This is a genomic window from Pseudomonas bohemica, from assembly GCF_002934685.1.
Lineage (GTDB): Bacteria > Pseudomonadota > Gammaproteobacteria > Pseudomonadales > Pseudomonadaceae > Aquipseudomonas > Aquipseudomonas bohemica.
Window position 1 is genome coordinate 49406 of the sequence record NZ_NKHL01000117.1, and the last position, 20522, is coordinate 69927.

A 20522-nucleotide genomic window follows, 5' to 3' on the forward strand; every position below is an offset into this window, starting at 1 on the left:
TGATCGGCCGTGCGAGGTATGCGGGGAATGTACGCAAAAAACGCGACAGCAGGAAATGGCTGTCGATGCGGCGGGTTCCTGCAGATCGTGTTGCCAATTCAGACAATGACAGACGGTATAAAAAAGGTAGTAGCAGAATGCTGTATCTGATGCAGCAAATGCTAATCTCTCGCTGTTCGCAGGTCATATCTGCGTCGAATTGTCGCGTAAAGAGACTCCCTGCCGATAAAACTCCCGATGCCTGCGTGCATTAAGAGGGGTGGCGGAGCGATGTCGCCGTTCTTGCGGGGCACAACTACAAATAGGGGCAAAAAAAATAATGACTTCGAGCACTGCTCTGGGCGGCTCTGTCGCTCAGCCTGCGTTCTTGTCCAAAGAGCGCATTATCGCCAAACGTGGCTTCAACCGCTGGCTGGTTCCACCCGCTGCGTTGGCCATTCATCTGTGTATCGGCATGGCCTATGGCTTCTCGGTGTTCTGGTTGCCGCTGTCCAAGGCAATCGGCATCAAGACTGCCGTCGCCTGCCCGGCTGACATGGGTTTTTTCGAGCAAGTCTTTTCGTCCAGCTGTGACTGGCCGATCTCCATGCTCGGCTGGATCTATACACTGTTCTTCATCTTCCTGGGCTGTTCGGCGGCCATCTGGGGCGGCTGGCTGGAACACGCAGGCCCACGCAAGGCTGGTGTGGTTTCAGCGCTGTGCTGGTGTGGCGGTTTGCTGATCTCGGCGCTGGGCGTCTACACCCACCAGATCTGGCTGATGTGGATCGGCTCCGGCGTGATCGGCGGTATCGGCCTGGGGCTGGGTTACATTTCCCCGGTATCGACCCTGATCAAGTGGTTCCCGGATAAGCGCGGCATGGCCACCGGTATGGCGATCATGGGCTTCGGTGGCGGCGCAATGGTGGGTGCTCCACTGGCGACCGCGCTGATGAGCCACTTCGCCACGCCAGACAGCGTCGGCGTATGGCAAAGCTTCGTGGCGATGGCCGTGATCTACTTCGTGTTCATGATTGGCGGTGCCTTGTCCTACCGCGTTCCGCCAACTGGGTGGAAACCTGAAGGCTGGACCGCGCCTGCGAAGAAAACCAACAGCGCGATGATCACCAACCGCCACGTACACGTCAACGTCGCGTGGAAAACCCCGCAATTCCGTCTGGTGTGGCTGGTGCTGTGCCTGAACGTTTCGGCGGGTATCGGCATCCTCGGCATGGCTTCGCCGCTGCTGCAGGAAGTGTTCGGCGGCAGATTGCTGAACACCGATCAGGGCTTCTCGCAACTGGACCCCGCGCAACTGGCCGCCATTGCTGCCATCGCGGCGGGCTTCACCGGCTTGCTGAGCCTGTTCAACATCGGCGGTCGCTTCTTCTGGGCCTCGTTCTCCGACTACATCGGCCGTAAAGCCACCTATTTCGTGTTCTTCGCGCTGGGTTTTTTGCTCTACGCGTCGGTTCCGACCCTGGGTCATCTGGGCAGCGTTGCGCTTTTCGTAGCGGCGTTCTGCGTGGTGCTGTCGATGTACGGTGGCGGTTTCGCGACCGTGCCGGCTTATCTGGCTGACTTGTTCGGTACGCAAATGGTTGGCGCGATCCACGGTCGTCTGCTGACCGCCTGGGCTGCGGCGGGTGTGTTGGGACCGGTGTTGGTGAACTACCTGCGCGAGTATCAACTGAGCCACGGCGTTGCGCGCGCGGATGCTTACGACATCACGCTGTACATCCTCGCAGGTCTGCTGGTGCTGGGCTTTATCTGCAACATGCTGGTACGCCCGGTGGCTGACAAATACTTCATGACCGACGAGCAATTGAGGGCTGAACAGGCGATTGGTCACGATGCAGGCGCTGACCACACCACCTCGCTGGAGTGGAAAGCCGATCCGAGCACCAAGCCGCTGGCGATCCTGGCCTGGCTGGCCGTGGGCATTCCGTTGGCGTGGGGCGTTTGGGTCACGCTGCAGAAAACGGCGGTGTTGTTCCATTAAGCCGCTAGCTCTTCCAGCCTGAAGAGGTTTCAGGCTGGCGCTGAACCTGTGGGAGCGAGCTTGCTCGCCAAAGGGGTCTTACAGTCAGCAGAGATGTTGAATGTGAGGGCCCATTGGCGAGCAAGCTCGCTCCCACGTTCGTTCAGTGGCGCTTGTACAGACATGTCTATCGGCGCCACCCGCTGATTCACTCTGTCAGCCATAACACGTCTCGTGTTTCTGTTTCTCCGCCACGCGCCTATAATGTCCGCCTTTTCGCCCAATGATTTTGCGGAGCTGGTGATGGCCGAACGTAAGGCGTTCGTCGAGCGCGACACCCTGGAAACCCAGATCAAAGCCTCGATCAACCTGGATGGCACCGGAAAGGCCCGATTCGATATCGGCGTTCCTTTTCTTGAACACATGCTCGACCAGATCGCCCGTCACGGGTTGATCGATCTGGATATCGAAAGCAAGGGCGACCTGCATATCGACGACCACCACACCGTGGAAGACGTGGGTATCACCCTGGGGCAGGCCTTCAGTAAAGCCATTGGTGACAAAAAAGGCATCCGTCGTTACGGCCATGCCTATGTCCCGCTGGATGAAGCCCTGTCGCGTGTGGTCATCGATTTTTCCGGTCGTCCTGGCCTGCAGATGCACGTGCCGTACACCCGCGCAACGGTCGGCGGCTTCGATGTGGACCTGTTCCAGGAGTTCTTCCAGGGCTTCGTCAACCACGCCAACGTCACCCTGCACATCGACAACCTGCGTGGCCACAACACCCACCACCAGATCGAAACCGTGTTCAAGGCATTCGGCCGCGCACTGCGCATGGCCGTTGAGCTGGACGAGCGCATGGCCGGGCAGATGCCTTCGACCAAGGGCGTGCTGTAATGCAGACGGTTGCCGTTATCGACTATGGCATGGGCAACCTGCACTCGGTGGCCAAGGCCCTGGAGCATGTAGGCGCCGGGCGCGTGCTGATCACCAGCGACGCTGAAGTCATCCGCGAAGCCGACCGCATCGTGTTCCCCGGCGTTGGCGCTATCCGCGATTGCATGGCTGAAATCCGCCGCCTGGGTTTCGATGCGCTGGTGCGTGAGGTCAGTCAGGATCGTCCGTTCCTCGGCATCTGCGTTGGTATGCAGGCGCTGATGGATCGCAGTGAAGAGAATGACGGCGTGGATTGCATCGGCGTGTTCCCAGGGCAAGTGCGTTTCTTCGGCAAGGACCTTCACGAAGACGGCCAGCACCTGAAAGTCCCGCACATGGGTTGGAATGAAGTCACGCAGTCGGTGGATCACCCGCTATGGCACAACATTCCTGACAAGGCGCGGTTCTATTTCGTGCACAGCTACTACATCGACTCGCCGAACCCGCGGCAGATCGTCGGGCGCGGTCACTACGGCCACGATTTCGCGGCTGCACTGGCTGACGGTTCGCGCTTTGCGGTGCAGTTCCACCCTGAGAAGAGCCACACCCATGGCCTGCAATTGCTACAGAACTTCGCCGCGTGGGACGGTCGCTGGTAATGAGCAAGAAGAACAAACCGCCGATCCTGACCCTCACTCCCGAACAGGAGAGCGAGGCGTGTCACCAAATCAAGCGGTTCATGGAGGATCGCTTCGAACTGGACCTGGGTTCGTTCGAAGCGGCCGAAATCCTTGAATTGTTCACCCGTGAAATCGCTCCGCACTATTACAACCGGGCGATTTTCGATGTTCAGGCGCACTTGAAAGAGCGGTTTGAAAGCATCGAAAGCGACATTTGGGCGCTCGAGAAAAATTAAAGGCAGCGCCAGGCTTCGCGCTGCAAGAATTGGTAGATGCGCAGACTCGCAGCTTATAGCTCGCAGCTTGCAGCTCTTTTGACGAAGGAAAAAGCATGCTGATTATTCCCGCTATCGACCTTAAAGACGGTGCCTGCGTGCGCCTGCGCCAAGGGCGCATGGAAGATTCCACGGTGTTCTCCGACGATCCGGTGAGCATGGCGGCCAAGTGGGTCGACGGTGGTTGCCGCCGTCTGCATCTGGTCGACCTGAACGGCGCGTTCGAAGGCCAGCCGGTCAACGGCGAAGTGGTCACAGCCATCGCCAAACGCTACCCGAACCTGCCGATCCAGATCGGCGGCGGCATCCGTTCGCTGGAAACCATCGAGCATTACGTCAAGGCTGGCGTAAGCTACGTGATCATCGGCACCAAGGCGGTCAAAGAGCCTGAGTTCGTTGCCCAAGCCTGCCGTGCGTTCCCCGGCAAGGTGATTGTCGGCCTGGACGCGAAGGACGGTTTCGTCGCCACCGACGGCTGGGCTGAAGTCAGCTCGGTTCAGGTGATCGACCTGGCCAAGCGTTTCGAAGCGGACGGCGTCTCGGCCATCGTTTATACCGACATCGCCAAAGACGGCATGATGCAGGGCTGCAACGTGCCCTTCACGGCTGCGCTGGCGGCTGCGACCAGGATTCCGGTCATCGCTTCGGGCGGCATTCATAACCTGGGTGACATCAAGGCGCTGCTGGACGCGAAAGCACCGGGCATCATCGGCGCTATTACTGGCCGCGCGATTTATGAAGGCACACTGGATGTCGCTGAAGCACAGGCGTTCTGCGACTCGTACAAAGGCTGACAGACCAGATCCTGTGGGAGCGAGCTTGCTCGCGAATACTGAGGACCGGACGCTGAAGATATGTCTGATGTACGGCCCTCGTCGCGAGCAAGCTCGCTCCCACAGGTCTTCAACCGTTCCCGGAGATCAGGCCCATGGCCCTCGCCAAACGTATCATCCCTTGCCTGGACGTCGACAACGGTCGAGTGGTCAAGGGCGTGAAATTCGAAAACATCCGTGATGCGGGTGATCCGGTCGAGATCGCTCGCCTTTACGACGAGCAGGGTGCCGACGAGATTACCTTTCTCGACATCACCGCCAGCGTCGATGGCCGCGACACCACACTGCATACCGTCGAGCGCATGGCCAGTCAGGTTTTCATTCCCCTGACCGTGGGCGGCGGTGTGCGCACTGTGCAGGACATCCGCAACCTGCTCAACGCGGGGGCCGATAAGGTATCGATCAACACCGCAGCGGTGTTCAATCCCGAGTTCGTCGGTGAAGCGGCTGCGCGTTTCGGTTCGCAGTGCATTGTGGTTGCCATCGACGCCAAGAAGGTTTCCGGCCCCGGCGAAGAGCCGCGCTGGGAAATCTTCACCCACGGCGGGCGCAAGCCCACGGGTCTGGATGCGGTGACGTGGGCCAGGAAAATGGAAGGCTTGGGGGCTGGCGAGATTCTGCTGACCAGCATGGATCAGGACGGCATGAAGAACGGCTTCGATCTGGGCGTTACTCGGGCGATCAGCGACGCGCTGGGGATCCCGGTCATTGCTTCGGGTGGCGTGGGCAATCTGCAACACCTGGCGGACGGCGTTCTGGAAGGCCACGCCAGTGCTGTGCTGGCGGCGAGTATTTTCCACTTCGGCGAATACACCGTGCCGGAAGCCAAGGCGTTCATGGCAAAGCAGGGGATAGTGGTTCGCTGATACCACCGATTGAAATGAGCAACTTGTGGGAGTGAGCTTGCTCACGAAGGGGCCGCTATATTCGCAGCATGTCCAGCGTCTGCACCTAAGTCTTCGTGAGCAAGCTCTCCCCACAGTATCGGTGAGCAAACTTCAGATCTTCGGGGCCCCCCCGCAATAGACGCTGCGGGACACCTCTGTTCTGAAACCGACCATAGCCATTACCGAACTGGACAACGTCCGACGTTAACGGCACTCTCTTGCCGTCGTCAGGATCGGGTGCCAGGGATATGTTCAAAGGTGTTTTTCTTGCGCTGATCAGCGTTGTCGCGTTGCTGTCAGGCACTGCCAGAGCGGACGATGCGCCGGGCTATTCGATGGTGCTTCTGACCGAGAACTTCCCGCCTTACAACATGGCCATCGACGGCAAGAATTTCGCCCAGGAAAGCAATATCAAGGGCATTGCCGTCGAGATCGTTCGTGAGACGTTCAAGCGCGCAGGCATCGGCTACAACATGACCCTGCGCTTTCCGTGGGATCGTATCTACAAGCTCGCTCTGGAAAAGCCCGGCTACGGCGTGTTCGTCACCGCGCGTTTGCCTGAGCGTGAAAAACTCTTCAAATGGGTCGGCCCCATCGGCCCGGACGACTGGATCATGCTGGCCAAAGCTGATAGCCCGATTCAGCTCAACACTCTTGAAGACGCCCGGCAATACAAGATCGGCGCCTACAAGGGCGACGCGATTGCCGAAGAGCTTGGCCGACAGGGGATGAATCCGATCACCGTGCTCAGCGACAAGGACAATGCCCGGAAACTGATCGAAGGTCAGATCGATTTGTGGGCGACGGGTGATCCGGCGGGCCGTTATCTGGCGCGTCAGGAGGGTGTGACGGGGTTGAAGACCGTGCTGCGCTTCAATAGCGCGGAGCTGTTTCTGGCGTTGAACAAGGAAACGCCGGATGAAGTAGTGCACAAGCTGCAGACGGCGCTGGATCAGCTGCGTAAAGAGGGAATGGTCGACAGCATCCTCGGCAAATACCTCTGACTGAACGCGATCCCCTGTAGGAGCAATCGGAGTGTACGACGGTCGCGAATGCGATTTATCTGACGCTCGACCTTACCTGACACACAGCCTTCGCCACCCTCGTAAACTCTGATTGCTCCCCCGGGGTTTTGTAGGTCTTCGAATCTACCGATAAACCCCGTTCTTCCCATGCCCAGCCATCGCTTGATTGCCACGAATGCTGATCATGTGCCGCATCTCGACCCACTCGATACCCTGCGACTTGAGCTTGGGCAATTCACGTTCCAGCACATCCATCGTCACCGGATACGGGTGGCCGATCATCACTGCCGAACCCTGTTTGTGTGCCAGCCTGATCGCGGTCTGCAATTGGCCGTTGATGGCCTCGGCGGTGCGATCGTCGTCCAGAAAGACATCTCGCGAGACACTCGCAAGCCCAATCTTCTGCGCCTCGGCGGCGGCCACGGTTTTTGCGCTGGTGCGGCTATCGACCAGAAACAGATGACGTCGCTGCAATTCACCCACCAACCAGCTCATCGCCACCGGCTCGGCGGTCATGCGGCTGCCTTCGTGGTTGTTGATTCCCGCTGCATACGGCACTTTGAGCAGGGCGGCATTGAGGCGCGACTCAAGCTCGCTTAGCGGCAGATCCGGGCGCCAGGCATACGGCCCGGTGGCCGGATCCATCGGCATGTGCAGCATCACGGTCTTGCCGGCCTTGTGGGCCTGACGGGCGAAGTCGGTGGCGTGCGGAGTATCGGGCATGATCGCCAGCGTCACCGGGCCGGGCAGGGCCAGCGCGCGGTTGTCCTTTTCCGGGCTTTGGCCGAGATCGTCGATGATCAGGCTGAGGTAGGCGACCTTCGGCGTTTTGCCGTCGGTGTCGGAGGAGTCGGCGGGCGCCGCATGGGCGGCACCCGTCAAAGCGACTGTCATAACTGCAAGGGCCCGCCCGAGCCCGGTCAACCAGAAGCGCATATCAATTGCCGCGTGTGACACTCAATCCTTTGAGCAGACTGAGGGCCTGGTTCAACTGGTAATCGTCGTCCTGCGGACGCGCCTTGCCAGCCTTGGACTTGGTGGTCGGTTTGTCCGCGCCGCCGTTGCCATTGCCCAGGTGGCCGAGCAGGTCGGCCTCTTTGTAGTTCTCGCCATCGGCTTCGGTCGTGACCTTGGCGCGTTTGACCTCGATATCCGGGTTGATGCCCTGGGCCTGGATCGAGCGACCATTAGGCGTGAAGTACAGCGCCGTGGTGATCTTCAGCGCGCGATCATTGGCCAGCGGCAGCACGGTCTGCACCGAGCCTTTACCGAAGGTATCGGTGCCCATCAGGATGCCGCGTTTCTGATCCTGCAAGGCACCTGCGACGATCTCGGAAGCCGAGGCGCTGCCGCCGTTGATCAGCACCACCAGAGGCGCGCCTTCGCTGGCGTCGGCCGGGTCTGCCGAGAAGCGCAACTCGGAGTTGGCGATTCGACCCTTGGTGTAGACGATCAAGCCCTTGGTCAGGAAGTGGTCCGCCACTTCGACCGCCGCCTGCAACACGCCACCCGGGTTGTTGCGCAGGTCCAGGATCAGGCCGTTCATCTTCTTGCCATTGTCCTTGCGCAACTTGGCCAGGGCCTTGCCGACTTCTTCACCGGTCTTGACCTGGAACTGGGTGATGCGGATGTAACCGTAACCTGGTTCCAGCATCTGCGACTTCACGCTCTTGACCTGAATGGTCGCCCGCGCCAGCGTCACGTCGAACGGGTTGCCGCCGTCGCGCACCAGCGTCAGGGTGATCTTCTCGCCGAGCTTGCCACGCATCTTGTCGACCGCTTCCTGCATGGTCTGACCCTGAGTCGGCGCGCCGTTGATCTTGACGATCAGGTCGCCTGCCTCGATGCCCGCCTTGGAGGCTGGAGTGTCGTCGATGGGTGAAACGACCTTGATGAATCCGTCTTCGACACCGACTTCGATGCCCAGACCACCGAACTCGCCGCTGGTGCTTTCCTGCAGCTCCTGGAAGTCTTCCGGGCCCAGGTAAGCGGAGTGCGGGTCAAGGTTGCTGAGCATGCCCTTGATGGCGTTCTCCAGCAGCGTTTTGTCATCCACAGGATCGACGTAAGCGGCCTTGATCCGGTCCATCACCTCAGCAAAGGTGCGCAGCTCGTCGAGCGGCAGCGGCGCCTTGATGTTCGCGGCGTTGGCCGGCGCGGCAGCAGCAGCGGGTGCCGGAGCAGGGGCGGCACCGGCAGCCATGGCCTGCGGAGCACCGATAATCACGGCGATAGTCAGGGCCAGCGAGGTGAGGCGGGACGAAAACAGCATGTCTTACGAACTCCTGAGTGAGGTGTCGACTTATCCTTGAGTGCGACACCATTGGGCCGGATCACTAGGGCGACCCTGCTGACGAATAGCGAAATACAGCGCCGGAGTGTCCTGACCACCACCACTGTTGCCCACGGTGGAGATCGCTTCTCCGGCTTTTACAACGTCCCCAGCTTCTTTCAACAGACTCTGGTTGTGACCGTACAGACTCAAATAACCATTGCCGTGGTCGAGAATGACCAGCAGGCCAGCCCCGCGCAACCAGTCGGCGAAGACCACACGACCGCCGTGCACAGCGCGTACCTGGCTGCCTGCGGCGGCGCTGATCATCACGCCATCCCATTTGGTTCGCTCGTCATCACCGCGGCTTTCGCCGAAACGTGCCAACAATCGACCATCGACAGGCCAAGGAAGTTTTCCCTTTGCCTGCTCAAATGCGCCACCGAAGGATTGTCCGGCGCTGGAAACTAGTGCGCCGGGAGCTTTTGTCGGTCGACGAGGGGCTTCATCGCTGTCGCCCTTGCCACGGTTTTTCGCCAGCGCTTCCTGTTGCTCACGCTGACGTTTCTCGGCTTCCTGCTGGGCCAGCAGTGCTTTCTGACGCGCTTCTTCGGCCTCGCGGGCCTGACGGGCAAGGGTTTCTTCGATGGTCTTGAGGACTTTAGTCAGATCCGCCTGATCCTGCTGACGAGCTTGTAGCTTCTGATCCCGGGCCTTGTAGTCCTGATTCAGCCTGGCCAGTGCGACCTGGCGTTCCTGGCGAACGGTGTCGAGCTGGGACTTCTGGTCATCCAGCGCGCTCTTCTGAACCAGCAACTGGGCCTGCTGCAGGTCGATGTCTTTTTCGACCTCAGCCAGTTGGCGCAGGGTTTCATTGAAAGTGCGTAGCTGCTCCAGGCGGGCCTGGCTCAGGTAGTCGTAATAGGTGAGGGTGCGAGCGAATTTTTCGGGGTTCTGCTGATTGAGCAGCAGTTTGAGGTATTCCTGCCGGCCGTTCTGATAAGCCGCGCGGGCCTGGATCGCGATCAGGCGTTGCTGCTCAACGCGTGCGCTTTGGAGTTTTTTTTTCTCTGCGTCGAGCCGTTGAAGCTCGTTTTCACTCTTTTTTAGTTCTTTTTGCAGGGCCTCCACCTGCTTTTCCAGCTTGCCCATTTGGGTTTCGGTTGTGCGCAGATCTTTCTGTACGCCGGATTTTTCTTCCTGGAGTTGGCTCAGGGCCTTCTTCAGTTCAGTAATGTCCTGACGCGTGGCATCCAGCTGTTTTTGGGTTTGTGCGCGCTCATCGTCGGCAAAGGCCGGATTGAGCAGACAAATCAAAGCAAGGGCGATCAGGGCGCGGAGCATGAGGTCGGGCGATACCAGGAGTGAAGACGGGCTTAGTATGCCCGCCGAAGGCTGCAAAAAAAACGCTCATAGGGCGCCGCTTTCAGACATTTCATACAAAAACCGGCCCGTCAGAGTCGGACAGGCCGGTTTATGACGACTTACTTGGCAACCAGAATCGATTTGCCGGTCATTTCCTTGGGCACTTCCATGCCCAGGAGCGTCAGCATGGTCGGCGCCACGTCCGCCAGAACGCCGCCTTCGCGAACCTTCAGGTCGCGCTTGCCGACATAGATGAATGGCACCGGCTCAGTGGTGTGAGCGGTGTGCGGCTGGTGGGTTTGCTCGTTGGTCATTTGCTCGACGTTACCGTGGTCGGCGGTGATCAGCGCCTCGCCTCCAACCTTTTCCAGGGCCTCGGTGATGCGACCCACGCACACGTCCAGGCACTCAACCGCCTTGATGGCCGCTTCCATGATGCCGCTGTGACCCACCATATCGCCGTTGGCATAATTGACGATGATCACGTCGAAACGCTGGTTTTCAATGGCATCCACGATCTTGTCGGTGACTTCCGGCGCGCTCATTTCCGGTTGCAGGTCATAAGTCGCGACCTTCGGCGATGGAATCAGAATGCGTTCTTCGCCAGGGAAAGGTTCTTCGCGGCCGCCGGAGAAGAAGAAGGTCACGTGGGCGTATTTCTCGGTTTCGGCGATGCGCAGCTGAGTCTTGCCATTTTTCGAGAGGTATTCGCCCAGCACGTTGTCCAGGCCGGTTTTGACGAACGCGGCAGGTGCGGGGATGTTCGCGGCGTACTGGGTCAGCATCACGAAACCGGCCAGTTTTGGCTGGCGGGCGCGAGCGAAATCCTTGAAGTCGTCTTCGACGAACACGCGAGTCAGCTCGCGGGCGCGGTCGGCGCGGAAGTTCATGAACACCACGGCGTCGCCGTCTTCGACCGTCACTTTCTCGCCGATGCTGGTGGCTTTGACGAATTCGTCGTTCTCGCCACGTTCGTAGGCCGCGTCCACCCCGGCCTTGGCGGTGTCAGCCTGGAATTCCGACTTTCCATCGACGATCAGGTCGTAGGCCGACTCGACGCGATCCCAACGATTGTCGCGGTCCATTGCGAAGTAGCGACCGATGAGAGTGGCGGTACGACCCTTACCCAGACGCTTGTAGGTTGCTTCCATCGTGTCTAGGTATTTGTGCGCGCTGCGTGGTGGCGTGTCCCGCCCATCCAGAAATGCGTGCAGGTAGATCTTCTCGGCGCCCTGTTTGACGGCCAGCTCGACCATCGCTACGAGGTGGTCTTCGTGGCTGTGCACGCCGCCGTCGGACAGCAGGCCCAGGATGTGTACGGCCTTGCCGTCGCCTACCGCCTTGTCCACTGCTTTGCAGATGGCCTGGTTTTCGAAGAACTCGCCGTCCTTGATAGCTTTGGTCACGCGAGTGAAGTCCTGATACACCACGCGGCCGGCGCCCAGGTTCATGTGGCCGACTTCGGAGTTGCCCATCTGCCCCTCCGGCAAGCCGACATCCATCCCGGATCCAGAGATCAGGCCGTTGGGCATGGTCTTGTACAAGCGATCGAAGGTCGGCATTTTCTTCTCGGCAGTCGCTGAGTAGACCGCATTGCCATCGTGGCTTTCGCTGTGACCGAAGCCATCCAGGATGATCAGAACCAGAGGTTTAGGCGTGGTAGTCATGAATCCCACTCTTGGCTAATAGGTGAAGTAGAAAAAAGATCGGCATTTTAGAGTGAAGTTCAAATCGCGTCACTGCCGTACGGGCTTTGGCCGACCTTGGGGGCTGTGTATACTGGCCGACATTTTAACGCCTTGGAACCTGATGATGGTTGCTCACCTGATTGAATTTGCCACTAACCACTATTTACTGGCTGGCGCTTTTGTCATCCTGCTGGCGCTGCTGATTGCAACGGAGCTTGGCAAAGGGGGGCGCAGCCTGAGCACCGGCGAGCTGACCGCGCTGGTCAACCGCGACGAAGCGGTGGTCATCGACGTGCGCCCCAAGAAGGACTACGCCAGCGGGCATATCGTGGGTGCGTTGAGTTTTCCGCAGGACAAGGTCATGACCCGCACCGCGGAGCTTGAAAAATACAAGTCCAAGACCCTGATCATCGTCGATGCCGCCGGTCAGCACGCCGGTCACGTTGCCCGCGAACTGCTCAAGGCCGGCTTCACGGCGGCCAAGCTGTCGGGCGGCGTTTCGTCGTGGCGCGGTGACAACCTGCCTCTGGTGAAGTGAAATGGCTGACGTCGTCGTCTACTCCAGCGATTATTGCCCTTACTGCTCTCGCGCCAAGTATCTGCTCGAGAGCAAGAATGTCGACTTCGAGGAAATCAAAGTCGACGGCAAACCACAGATTCGCGCTGAAATGACCAAAAAGGCCGGGCGCACGTCGGTTCCGCAGATCTGGATCGGCTCGGTCCACGTCGGCGGTTGCGACGACCTGTTTGCACTGGAGCGCGCCGGCAAGCTCGACGCGCTGTTGAGCGCCTGAATTCGATCCAGATTGTGTAAAAAACTCATGAGCGAAGGTCAGGCAAGGCAAAAACGGGTGGGAAACGGCCGGGGTTGCGCCTGACTCCAGGTGTTCCAAATGAGCATTTTCCGCCTGTTTTTAACGCGGCCTCACCGAGCAAGATAGTTTTTACACACTCTGGAACCCTACAAGACCTCAAAAGTAAAAAGGATCTGAAATGACCGATCAAACGAATAACGGCGCCACCTCCAACGAAGAGGCTCCACAGTTTTCCCTGCAACGTATCTACGTGCGAGACCTGTCGTTCGAAGCGCCGAAAAGCCCGGCGATCTTCCGTCAGGAGTGGACCCCGAGCGTCAGCCTGGATCTGAACACTCGTCAGAAAGAGCTGGAAAACGATTTCTACGAAGTCGTGCTGACCCTGTCGGTCGAAGTGAAGAACGGTGACGAAATCGCCTTCATCGCCGAAGTCCAGCAAGCCGGTATCTTCCTGATCAAGGGCCTGGACGCTGCATCCATGAGCCACACCCTGGGCGCGTTCTGCCCGAACATCCTGTTCCCTTACGCGCGCGAAACCATCGACAGCCTGGTGGTCCGCGGTTCGTTCCCGGCGTTGATGCTGGCCCCGGTGAACTTCGATGCTCTGTACGCCCAAGAGCTACAGCGCATGCAGGAAGCTGGCGAAACGCCAACGCCTACCGTTCAGTAAGCGTCGCTGCCTGAATGAAGAAAAAGCGCCTGTGATGGGCGCTTTTTTTATGGATTCACCGGCGATCCTCTGTGGGCCGGCTCCTACAGACTCTGCGCCTATTTGAATCCCAACTGCCGCCAACCTTCGTAAACCGCAACTGCCACGGTATTGGACAGGTTCAGGCTGCGGCACCCTTCGCGCATGGGCAGACGCAGGCGTTGGTCGCTTGTCAGCGGGTCCAGCACTTCAGGTGGCAAACCCCGGCTTTCCGGTCCGAAGAGGAACGCATCGCCTTCCTGGAAAGCCACATCGTGAAAGGGCCGCGAGCCCTTTGTGGTAAAAGCGAACAGGCGCGGGTGGCCGATGCTTTCCAGACAGCTGGCCAGGTCGGCGTGGCGATGCAGCGTGGCGTACTCGTGGTAGTCCAGACCTGCGCGGCGCAGGCGTTTGTCATCCAGCTCGAAGCCCAATGGCTCGATCAAATGCAGGCTGCAACCACTGTTGGCGCAGAGCCTGATGATGTTGCCGGTATTCGGCGGAATTTCTGGTTGAAAAAGGATCACGTGAAACATGCACGGCTCCGAACGAAAGGACGGGATGCATTCTACCCCTGAAGAGGACCCGAGACCGAAGCTATGGCCTCGGTTTTTGGGGTCCATTGCGATATTTGGGGTCATGGTCGGGTTGATGATCGGGCGGCTGACCACGCCCGACCCCGTCGAGCTGCAACGTATCGAGGTGCTCCCCGAAGGCGTTGCGGTGTGGTTCAACCGCGAGCCGCAGCTGCATGGCGAAATGATCGATGGCGCTGTGGCTTTGCTGTTCAACGCCATCGGCGATGCGCAACGGGGCGAGTTGAAGCTCAATGGTCGGGATGTGCGCTGGAGGGTGCAAAAAAGCGATAGGGGGCTGTTGCTGAACCTGCTGGCGGCCCGTCCGTTGCACGGTGACTGGCACGGTGCAACTCAGGACGGGCGCTGGAGACTTCAGGTAAGTCTCCGAGAGGAATAAAAGAGGGGAATCCCCGGCCTGCCTGTACCAAGGTCCCCAAAACTGGTGATGATTAACCTAATGCAGAGCGCGTGCCAGTTTTGGTGAATCGTTTCAAAATAAATGTAAATAGCGCGCCGGGGCCCAGTCTACGGGGCTTTCGGTAATTCGTTCGTTGCCACCATGCTGCTTGAAAGGCCTTAACAGCCTCTGCGCTTTACACGCTGCCCAAATTTCGTCTGCACGCTATTTGTGCGTTTTCTTTGGTGGCACGCCAAAGTGATGCATCGCGGCGCTTTCCCAATCAAATCGACGAGCGCACAAGATGGCTGCCTCCCAAGCTGCTTGGGGGTGCGCTAAGCAGGTGTGTTTATCGGGTGGGTGATATTTATATATTTCATCTATTCCAATTTCCGAAGAAATCGCCCCGTTTGAGATTAGTTATTTGAGCTTTTTGTGGCGGGCTTTCTGAATAAGCTCGGTTGTCCATTCAAAGTTTCAAGGCTTTTATTCATGTCTCAATCAATGGACTTCACGTCGGATACTGTCCCTGCAGCTTCGCGACAGACTCACCCTTTCACCGTCGTCAAAAGCAAAATCCCCGAATGGCTGGTCAACGCCCCGTCGGCCACTCATAGCGCGCTCCGGCAGGCCGGAGGCGCACGTCTTGACTGGTTCGAGCACGCTCGGCAGTCGATGCCGGGTGTCGTCGATGCGCTTAAGCATGATTACTCGTGGTATCGCTACAACGAACAGAAACTCAACGAAGCGCTGGTGGATCTTCCAGCACTCGAGGCATTTGCCGAGCCCCTGTTGGTCGCCGCCATAAAAGAGCGCTTCGGGCTTGAAGTGGACGTGCGCAAGTCCTGGCTTTTCCACCCCCGCAGCGTTCATATCGACGATTCATTCGCGGGGATTTCCAAAGATCCCCTGGTCCAGCTTCAAACATCCATCAGGGCCGCGACTCAGACCCTGCTCCACGCTGCGCTGCAGAACTTCGAATCCTGGGAGACTGCCTCCGGAGCAATGGACCTCAGTGAGCGCAACAAGGCCGCCGTTTATGATCGCTACCCCGTGTCCGGGGTAGAGGTGGCGGGCCCCACGTTGGCGATTGCGCCCGAAGCATTTGCCGCCCTGTGCCGCGAGTTGGACCTGGGAGGGCAGTATCAGAAGAAAATCAAAGCGTTCCTCAATCCCCCTTCCGAGCCGGGTGACGCACCCGACGCCGCCACGTTCAATCGCCAAGGACTGCTCAAGCGTGTCGAACAGTCTGCTTACACAATCCAGGTACATCTGGCGTACATGAGGGGCGATATCGGTGAAGGCCTGTACACGGCCTTGCTGGATGTGGGGCGCAACCACACCACGGTCAGCCTCGACGGCCAGCCGGTGACCTGCAGCTTGCTGCGTCTGTGGGACATCGAGCTGACGGGAATCGTGGTCATCGGCAAGTCGCGCGAGGACTCCAGTCGTGTCGAAAAAGTCGTCGTGTACATCCCCGATGATCCGGTATGCCCGCTCAAGGAATATGAGTCCAGCACGGCTTTCACGCGCGCGCTGCGCGACAGGTTACTGCTGGACGGCTACCTGGACTTCTTTCAGCGCTTCGTTCCGGCTCGCCATCGGGCCGAGTTGCTGGCAAAGCTGGACGAGTGTCTGCGCCCCAGGGTCTGGAACAAGGACCGACGCTGGTATGAGCAGCAGGTCGACAGGAACGCACATCTGCATCTGCGGGAGCGCACCTTGGCCATTGGGCTGTTGACCGCCATCACCGAACAAAAGAACGCCGTGCTTAAAGATGACGCGTTGTTTCATGCCGTGCCGACCGCAGATGAGGATCAGAAAACCCTGACTCAACGTCTGCACTACTTCGAGAGCCTGGCGATGCAAACGCTCAACGTCGTGGGTTTCGTCGTGCCGCCGGTGGGGGCCGTGATGATGGCCGCGGCAGCGGCTCAGTTGAGTGTTGAGGTGTTCGAGGGGATTGATAGCTGGACCCGTGGCGAATGGGAGCAGGGCTGGGGTTATCTGATGGATGTGCTCGAGAACGTGGCCCTGATGGCGGCGCTGGGTGCTGCGCGTCAAGGTGGCACACCAGCGCTGGAGAAAATCACGGTCGAGACCCCGTCGTTTATCGAGGAACTCAAGGAAGTCGAATTGCCCAATGGCCAGACGCGCCTGTGGAAGCCGGACCTAGCGCCCTTTGCCCATGACACGCTTCTACCTGAAGGTTTGGAGCCTGACGAATTCGGCATCTACCACCACCGGAACAAAACCTGGATTTCGATCGAAGGCAACGTCTATTCGGTGAAGCAGGCCTCTTCGAACGGCCCTTTTCGTATCGGGCATCCCGCCAAGGCGCTGAGCTATGAGCCGCCGCTGCGCAACAATGGCGCTGGCGCCTGGTTGCATCCTGTCGATCAGCCACGAGAGTGGGAAGGGCTGAAGTTGTTCCGACGTCTGGGACACACCGCTGCCGGGTTTTCCGACGTTACAGCCCGGCGCATCTTGCAGGTCAGCGACACCCATGAAGCGGTCTTGCGCAGAGTCCTGGCCGAGAACCAGCGGCCGCCTGCATTGCTGGAGGACACGATGCGGCGCTTTCAGCTGGACCAGGCGGTGCAGGGTGATGCTGAAAGTGAGGCGTCTGCGTCCGACAAAGTCGCCTTGTTCGAGTCTCGCTACCGTACGATGTCGGCCAATCAGCAAGCCTATGCCGCGCCGATAACACGTAGTTATCCTGGTCTGCCAACGGTGATTGCCGAGGAACTGGTGCGCAACGCCTCACCGGCGGAGCTTGAGGGGCTGGCCCAGGGGCGCGTGCCGTTGCGGGTCGCCGAGGAGATTCGTGTCTATCGGCAGCAGGTCCGATTAGCGCGAGCCTATGAGGGGCTGTACCTTGAATCGGTAAGTAATCCGGACACCGATATTCTGATTCTGCACAGCCTGGAGCACCTTCAGGGTTGGCCTTCCGACCTGCGTCTGGAAGTGCGCGAAGGTTGGTTTCAGGGCACTCTGCTCGACGCTGTCGGGCCTGCCGAGTCTGGCGATCGCAAGGTCCTGGTCAGACATACCGATGGCTATGAACCCTTCGACGCTCAGGGGCACGGGTTGCATGGTCGCGATGATATCTATTCGTCGGTCCTGCACGCTCTGTCCGATGCACAACGCGCGGCCTTGGGTTATCCCGGTACTTGGGATGGTCCGAAGCTAAAACTGGCGGTGCAGAACGGCCCGCTGCTGCCACGGCCGACATTGCGTACGTCATTGAAGATGCAACCTGCCAGGCCCGGACCGCGATCGCCCATGCGTCTGGCTGACAGTCGGCCGGGCTTCCCGTTGAGTGGCCGAGGTGCTCTGCCAGGATTCATCGCCCGGGACACCTTGCTGGACCTTATTCGCACAGTTGGCGTAGCCAGTGCTGACAGGTCGCCGGAGCAGATTCTGGCCGCGCTTGAAGCCGCTGGAATGGATCGTCAGCGAATCCATCAGCGACTGATTCAGGTGCTGGATGAGCGTGGCGCCCTTGATCTCCGTATGACCGCCTGGGGGGACGCCTCCGCTTCGATACCCGATCTGGAGACGCGCCTGGCCAGCCGCAACAGGATTCACGATGCCATCTGGCAGCACTGGGCTGAGAACGCCTTGTCCGAAATTGCGACGCGCCCCTCTGCCTTGCGTCTGCAGAATGTCGTGCTGAGCGATTTCCCCGAAGCGCTGCCCGCGTTTTTCCATCAGCGAGTCACTTGGCTGCAGTTGGTGGATATCACCGTCAGCAGAAGCACCCCAGGGGCGGCATATCCAATCTCCAGGCTGGCTGACCAGCGCGCTGCGCTGGAGCAGTTTTTCGGGCGATTCCCGGCCGTCACGTCTCTTGAGATTAATCGTACTGAGGTTTCCGCTGTGATGGGTGAGCCGTTGGTGTTTCAAATGCCGTACCTGATCACCCAAAGTTTTCCGGCGCTTCGCACGCTTCGACTGATCAACCAGAACCTCTGGATCAGTGTGCTGGACGTGCAGTCGCTGAGCACGCTGGAGCATCTGGAATGGCTGGACCTGAGCGGCAATGAAGCCAGCTTCGTATCGCCTGTGAATCTGGTCGGCCTGCGTCTGCGTTATCTAGGGCTGGATAATCTCGGTCTTGATAGATGGCCGACCTGGCTTGACGGTCTGCCATCGGCGAACATCGCTGAAGTCTCGTTGCGCAACAATCGCATCGCAGAGTTGCCCGGGCATATCCTCGACTATCGAACGCCTGGCAGTCGGTCGACCAAGATATCGTTGCAGGGTAATCCGCTGACGCGCCTGATGCTTATGCGAATTCGGCTCAATGAAACGTCTGGCAGCCGGTTTCATTTCAATCTGGATCTACCAACAGCACTGCAAGCCCAAGTGGCCATATTGCGGCAGGAAAGGGTGCAATTGCGGGAGGCCATCGAGTCGTGGACTGAGGCCTCCAGTTCGAGCAGGCCCCTGAGTGCGGCAACCGTTGAGGCCAGACGCGCCATTGGCGAGACCATTCTAGACTTCTGGCGCGCCTACAGCGAAGGCCGGACGCTTACCGTGTTGACGTTGGAACGCATCTCGCTGGCGGATTTCCCGCGCCGATTGCCTGCATTCTTCTACATGCGCGTTCGCAACCTGCTGCTTGAACATGTGACGGCCGATACCGCCCAACTGAACCAGTTTCTGGCGAACTTCCCTCAACTCAACAACCTCGAATTGGTCGGCCAGGCTCGGCCTATGCCTGAACTGCCTTCGGTGCTGCTGAATCTGTCTCGGCTCACCGGTCTCAGTCTGCGAGATCAAGGGCGTTTTCTGGATCAGCAAGCGATGTCGTTCCTGGCGCGCCTGACTCATATCGAGACGCTGGATCTGAGCGGCAATCGCCTGGGGCCCATAACCGATGCTTCGGGGTTGCGAAGGAACTTGCGCTGGCTGTCGTTGAATAACACCGGACTGGATCGCTGGCCAGACTGGGTGGACGCTCTGCTGCCGCTTGACGCGCTGATGCTGGAAGACAACCAGCTGACCGATTTGCCGGAGCATATTTTGCAAAACCCGCGCAATGACAATACCCATACCCAGATCTCGCTGCGTGGCAATCCGTTGAGCTACGAAACCATGCGCCGCGCTCACGTCTCCGAAAACCACCACAGTTCCTACAGTTTCGTGATGGAGTTGCCTGACGATATCCAGGCGATGCCGCCGGACCATCAGGATTCGGATTCGGATTCGGATTCCGATACCGACGTCTACCCCTACCCCTCCGATTCGGATTCTTCCGGCGCTCTGGACGGTGCCGGGGCTCCGTCGCCGAGGGAGGTGCCCGAGGTCGAGCCGTGGCTGTTGGCTTCGATGGACGAAAATGAGTTGCACAGGGCGGTGTGGCAGCGCCTTGAAGCGGCGGGGGATGCTCCGGACTTGATGGCGTTGATAGGGCGTTTGACCCAGGCGGCGCCTTTTCGTACGCAGAGCACGCGTCTCGATTTCTCCGAGCGTGTATGGCGCGTGCTGCAAGCTGCGGATCAGAATCCGGAGACTCGCCTTCTCTACAATGGCATCGCTCAAGAAGCACTGGTGCAGCCTGAAACCGGCTTTCAGACCTGCCACGACGGTGCCTGGCTGGTGTTCAACCAGATCGAGATCCAGATGTTTATCGCGCAGTCCGTCAGCGACGTGCCGGCGGCATTGCGGGGGCAGTCGCTATACCGGCTGGCCCGCCGTCTGTATCGGTTGCATGAGTTGGACACCATCGCCCGCGAACGGGCCGCTGGTCGCGACGAGGCAGAAGTGCGTCTGGCGTATCGCCTGCGTTGGTCGGCTGAACTGGACCTGCCGTTGCCGCCAGGCAGCATGTTGTATCAGGTGCACGCCAGCATCCGCCCCGGCGAGCTTGATTCGGCGCTGGCGCGTGTGCAGAAGGGTGAATACGGCGAGCCGTTCATGGCCTACGCCGCCCAACGCGATTTCTGGGTTCAGTACCTGCGCGAAACCTATGGCGAACGCTTCGAGATGCTCAAGCAGGACTATCTGGTGCGCGTGGTGGCGCTTCCGGATCGTTTCCCCGGGCGTGCGATTGACGAGTTGGGCGAGGAGTTTGCCGCTTTGAAGCAGGAGTTCGAGGCGCAGGAAATGAACCTGATTCGCGAACTGACGTATCGCGAAGGATTCGACCAGGGCTGATCAACGAGTTGGCTAGCC

General features: G+C 59.3%; 17 protein-coding genes. 12 read left to right on the forward strand and 5 right to left on the reverse strand.

Annotation, left to right across the window (positions count from 1 at the left end; genetic code table 11):
• Positions 1-319 precede the first annotated feature (319 nt).
• From CE491_RS22040 to CE491_RS22070, 7 genes are all read left to right on the forward strand, one after another.
• Complete coding sequence (locus CE491_RS22040) at positions 320-1981, forward strand: OFA family MFS transporter (protein WP_110950459.1); 1662 nt, start codon at positions 320-322, stop codon at positions 1979-1981.
• Positions 1982-2263: 282 nt separating this feature from the next.
• Positions 2264-2857 carry an imidazoleglycerol-phosphate dehydratase HisB gene (gene hisB / locus CE491_RS22045; protein ID WP_110950632.1) on the forward strand — a complete coding sequence of 198 codons (594 nt, stop codon included), beginning with the start codon at positions 2264-2266 and terminating at the stop codon, positions 2855-2857.
• On the forward strand, positions 2857-3495 hold the full coding sequence (gene hisH, locus CE491_RS22050; protein WP_110950460.1) for an imidazole glycerol phosphate synthase subunit HisH: 639 nt from the start codon (positions 2857-2859) through the stop codon (positions 3493-3495). The genes hisB and hisH overlap by 1 nt, the downstream gene beginning before the upstream one ends.
• Positions 3495-3752, forward strand: coding sequence for a DUF2164 domain-containing protein (locus tag CE491_RS22055; RefSeq protein WP_110950461.1), 258 nt, complete (start codon positions 3495-3497; stop codon positions 3750-3752). Before hisH ends, CE491_RS22055 begins: the two co-directional genes overlap by 1 nt.
• A 95-nt stretch (positions 3753-3847) precedes the next feature.
• Positions 3848-4585: a 1-(5-phosphoribosyl)-5-[(5-phosphoribosylamino)methylideneamino]imidazole-4-carboxamide isomerase gene (hisA, locus tag CE491_RS22060; protein ID WP_110950462.1), complete on the forward strand. Its 738-nt coding sequence runs from the start codon at positions 3848-3850 to the stop codon at positions 4583-4585.
• Between the two features lie 134 nt (positions 4586-4719).
• Positions 4720-5490, forward strand: a complete 771-nt coding sequence (gene hisF / locus CE491_RS22065) for an imidazole glycerol phosphate synthase subunit HisF (protein ID WP_110950463.1) — start codon at positions 4720-4722, stop codon at positions 5488-5490.
• Between the two features lie 269 nt (positions 5491-5759).
• Positions 5760-6515 (forward strand): substrate-binding periplasmic protein, encoded by a 756-nt coding sequence (locus CE491_RS22070; protein WP_110950464.1) that lies wholly within the window; start codon positions 5760-5762, stop codon positions 6513-6515.
• 144 nt (positions 6516-6659) lie between these two features.
• On the opposite strand, the gene CE491_RS22075 is transcribed toward CE491_RS22070, so the two are convergent.
• From CE491_RS22075 to gpmI, 4 genes are all read right to left on the reverse strand, one after another.
• Positions 6660-7430, reverse strand: coding sequence for a divergent polysaccharide deacetylase family protein (locus CE491_RS22075; RefSeq protein ID WP_407681359.1), 771 nt, complete (start codon positions 7428-7430; stop codon positions 6660-6662).
• A gap of 43 nt (positions 7431-7473) precedes the next feature.
• Positions 7474-8808 (reverse strand): S41 family peptidase, encoded by a 1335-nt coding sequence (locus CE491_RS22080; protein ID WP_110950466.1) that lies wholly within the window; start codon positions 8806-8808, stop codon positions 7474-7476.
• A gap of 30 nt (positions 8809-8838) precedes the next feature.
• Positions 8839-10152: a murein hydrolase activator EnvC family protein gene (locus tag CE491_RS22085; protein WP_110950467.1), complete on the reverse strand. Its 1314-nt coding sequence runs from the start codon at positions 10150-10152 to the stop codon at positions 8839-8841.
• A 140-nt stretch (positions 10153-10292) separates the two neighbouring features.
• Positions 10293-11840, reverse strand: a complete 1548-nt coding sequence (gene gpmI / locus CE491_RS22090) for a 2,3-bisphosphoglycerate-independent phosphoglycerate mutase (protein WP_110950468.1) — start codon at positions 11838-11840, stop codon at positions 10293-10295.
• 145 nt (positions 11841-11985) lie between these two features.
• Between gpmI and CE491_RS22095 the strand changes: the two genes are divergently transcribed.
• The 3 genes from CE491_RS22095 (at position 11986) to secB (ending at position 13346) form a co-directional block, all read left to right on the forward strand.
• Positions 11986-12399 (forward strand): rhodanese-like domain-containing protein, encoded by a 414-nt coding sequence (locus CE491_RS22095; protein WP_110950469.1) that lies wholly within the window; start codon positions 11986-11988, stop codon positions 12397-12399.
• 1 nt (position 12400) lies between these two features.
• Positions 12401-12655, forward strand: a complete 255-nt coding sequence (gene grxC, locus CE491_RS22100; RefSeq protein ID WP_110950470.1) for a glutaredoxin 3 — start codon at positions 12401-12403, stop codon at positions 12653-12655.
• Between the two features lie 199 nt (positions 12656-12854).
• A complete protein-coding gene (secB, locus tag CE491_RS22105) occupies positions 12855-13346 on the forward strand; it encodes a protein-export chaperone SecB (RefSeq protein ID WP_110950471.1) in 492 nt (163 codons plus the stop codon).
• 98 nt (positions 13347-13444) lie between these two features.
• On the opposite strand, the gene trmL is transcribed toward secB, so the two are convergent.
• Positions 13445-13900 (reverse strand): tRNA (uridine(34)/cytosine(34)/5-carboxymethylaminomethyluridine(34)-2'-O)-methyltransferase TrmL, encoded by a 456-nt coding sequence (gene trmL / locus CE491_RS22110; RefSeq protein WP_110950472.1) that lies wholly within the window; start codon positions 13898-13900, stop codon positions 13445-13447.
• Here trmL and CE491_RS22115 point away from each other — a divergent pair.
• The gene (locus CE491_RS22115) at positions 13899-14339 is read left to right on the forward strand and encodes a hypothetical protein (protein ID WP_110950473.1); all 441 of its coding nucleotides are present in this window, start codon (positions 13899-13901) and stop codon (positions 14337-14339) included. The genes trmL and CE491_RS22115 overlap by 2 nt on opposite strands.
• A gap of 492 nt (positions 14340-14831) precedes the next feature.
• Positions 14832-20504: a dermonecrotic toxin domain-containing protein gene (locus tag CE491_RS22120; RefSeq protein ID WP_110950474.1), complete on the forward strand. Its 5673-nt coding sequence runs from the start codon at positions 14832-14834 to the stop codon at positions 20502-20504.
• The last annotated feature ends 18 nt before the right edge of the window (positions 20505-20522 follow it).

Coding starts and splice junctions, on each gene's coding strand:
- CE491_RS22115 (WP_110950473.1), top strand. CDS start 13,899: ATGCACGGCTCCGAACGAAAGGACGGGATGCATTCTACCCCTGAAGAG.
- CE491_RS22075 (WP_407681359.1), bottom strand. CDS start 7,430: ATGACAGTCGCTTTGACGGGTGCCGCCCATGCGGCGCCCGCCGACTCC.
- hisB (WP_110950632.1), top strand. CDS start 2,264: ATGGCCGAACGTAAGGCGTTCGTCGAGCGCGACACCCTGGAAACCCAG.
- grxC (WP_110950470.1), top strand. CDS start 12,401: ATGGCTGACGTCGTCGTCTACTCCAGCGATTATTGCCCTTACTGCTCT.
- CE491_RS22070 (WP_110950464.1), top strand. CDS start 5,760: ATGTTCAAAGGTGTTTTTCTTGCGCTGATCAGCGTTGTCGCGTTGCTG.
- gpmI (WP_110950468.1), bottom strand. CDS start 11,840: ATGACTACCACGCCTAAACCTCTGGTTCTGATCATCCTGGATGGCTTC.
- trmL (WP_110950472.1), bottom strand. CDS start 13,900: ATGTTTCACGTGATCCTTTTTCAACCAGAAATTCCGCCGAATACCGGC.
- CE491_RS22120 (WP_110950474.1), top strand. CDS start 14,832: ATGTCTCAATCAATGGACTTCACGTCGGATACTGTCCCTGCAGCTTCG.
- secB (WP_110950471.1), top strand. CDS start 12,855: ATGACCGATCAAACGAATAACGGCGCCACCTCCAACGAAGAGGCTCCA.
- hisH (WP_110950460.1), top strand. CDS start 2,857: ATGCAGACGGTTGCCGTTATCGACTATGGCATGGGCAACCTGCACTCG.
- hisA (WP_110950462.1), top strand. CDS start 3,848: ATGCTGATTATTCCCGCTATCGACCTTAAAGACGGTGCCTGCGTGCGC.
- CE491_RS22040 (WP_110950459.1), top strand. CDS start 320: ATGACTTCGAGCACTGCTCTGGGCGGCTCTGTCGCTCAGCCTGCGTTC.
- CE491_RS22085 (WP_110950467.1), bottom strand. CDS start 10,152: ATGCTCCGCGCCCTGATCGCCCTTGCTTTGATTTGTCTGCTCAATCCG.
- CE491_RS22095 (WP_110950469.1), top strand. CDS start 11,986: ATGGTTGCTCACCTGATTGAATTTGCCACTAACCACTATTTACTGGCT.
- hisF (WP_110950463.1), top strand. CDS start 4,720: ATGGCCCTCGCCAAACGTATCATCCCTTGCCTGGACGTCGACAACGGT.
- CE491_RS22080 (WP_110950466.1), bottom strand. CDS start 8,808: ATGCTGTTTTCGTCCCGCCTCACCTCGCTGGCCCTGACTATCGCCGTG.
- CE491_RS22055 (WP_110950461.1), top strand. CDS start 3,495: ATGAGCAAGAAGAACAAACCGCCGATCCTGACCCTCACTCCCGAACAG.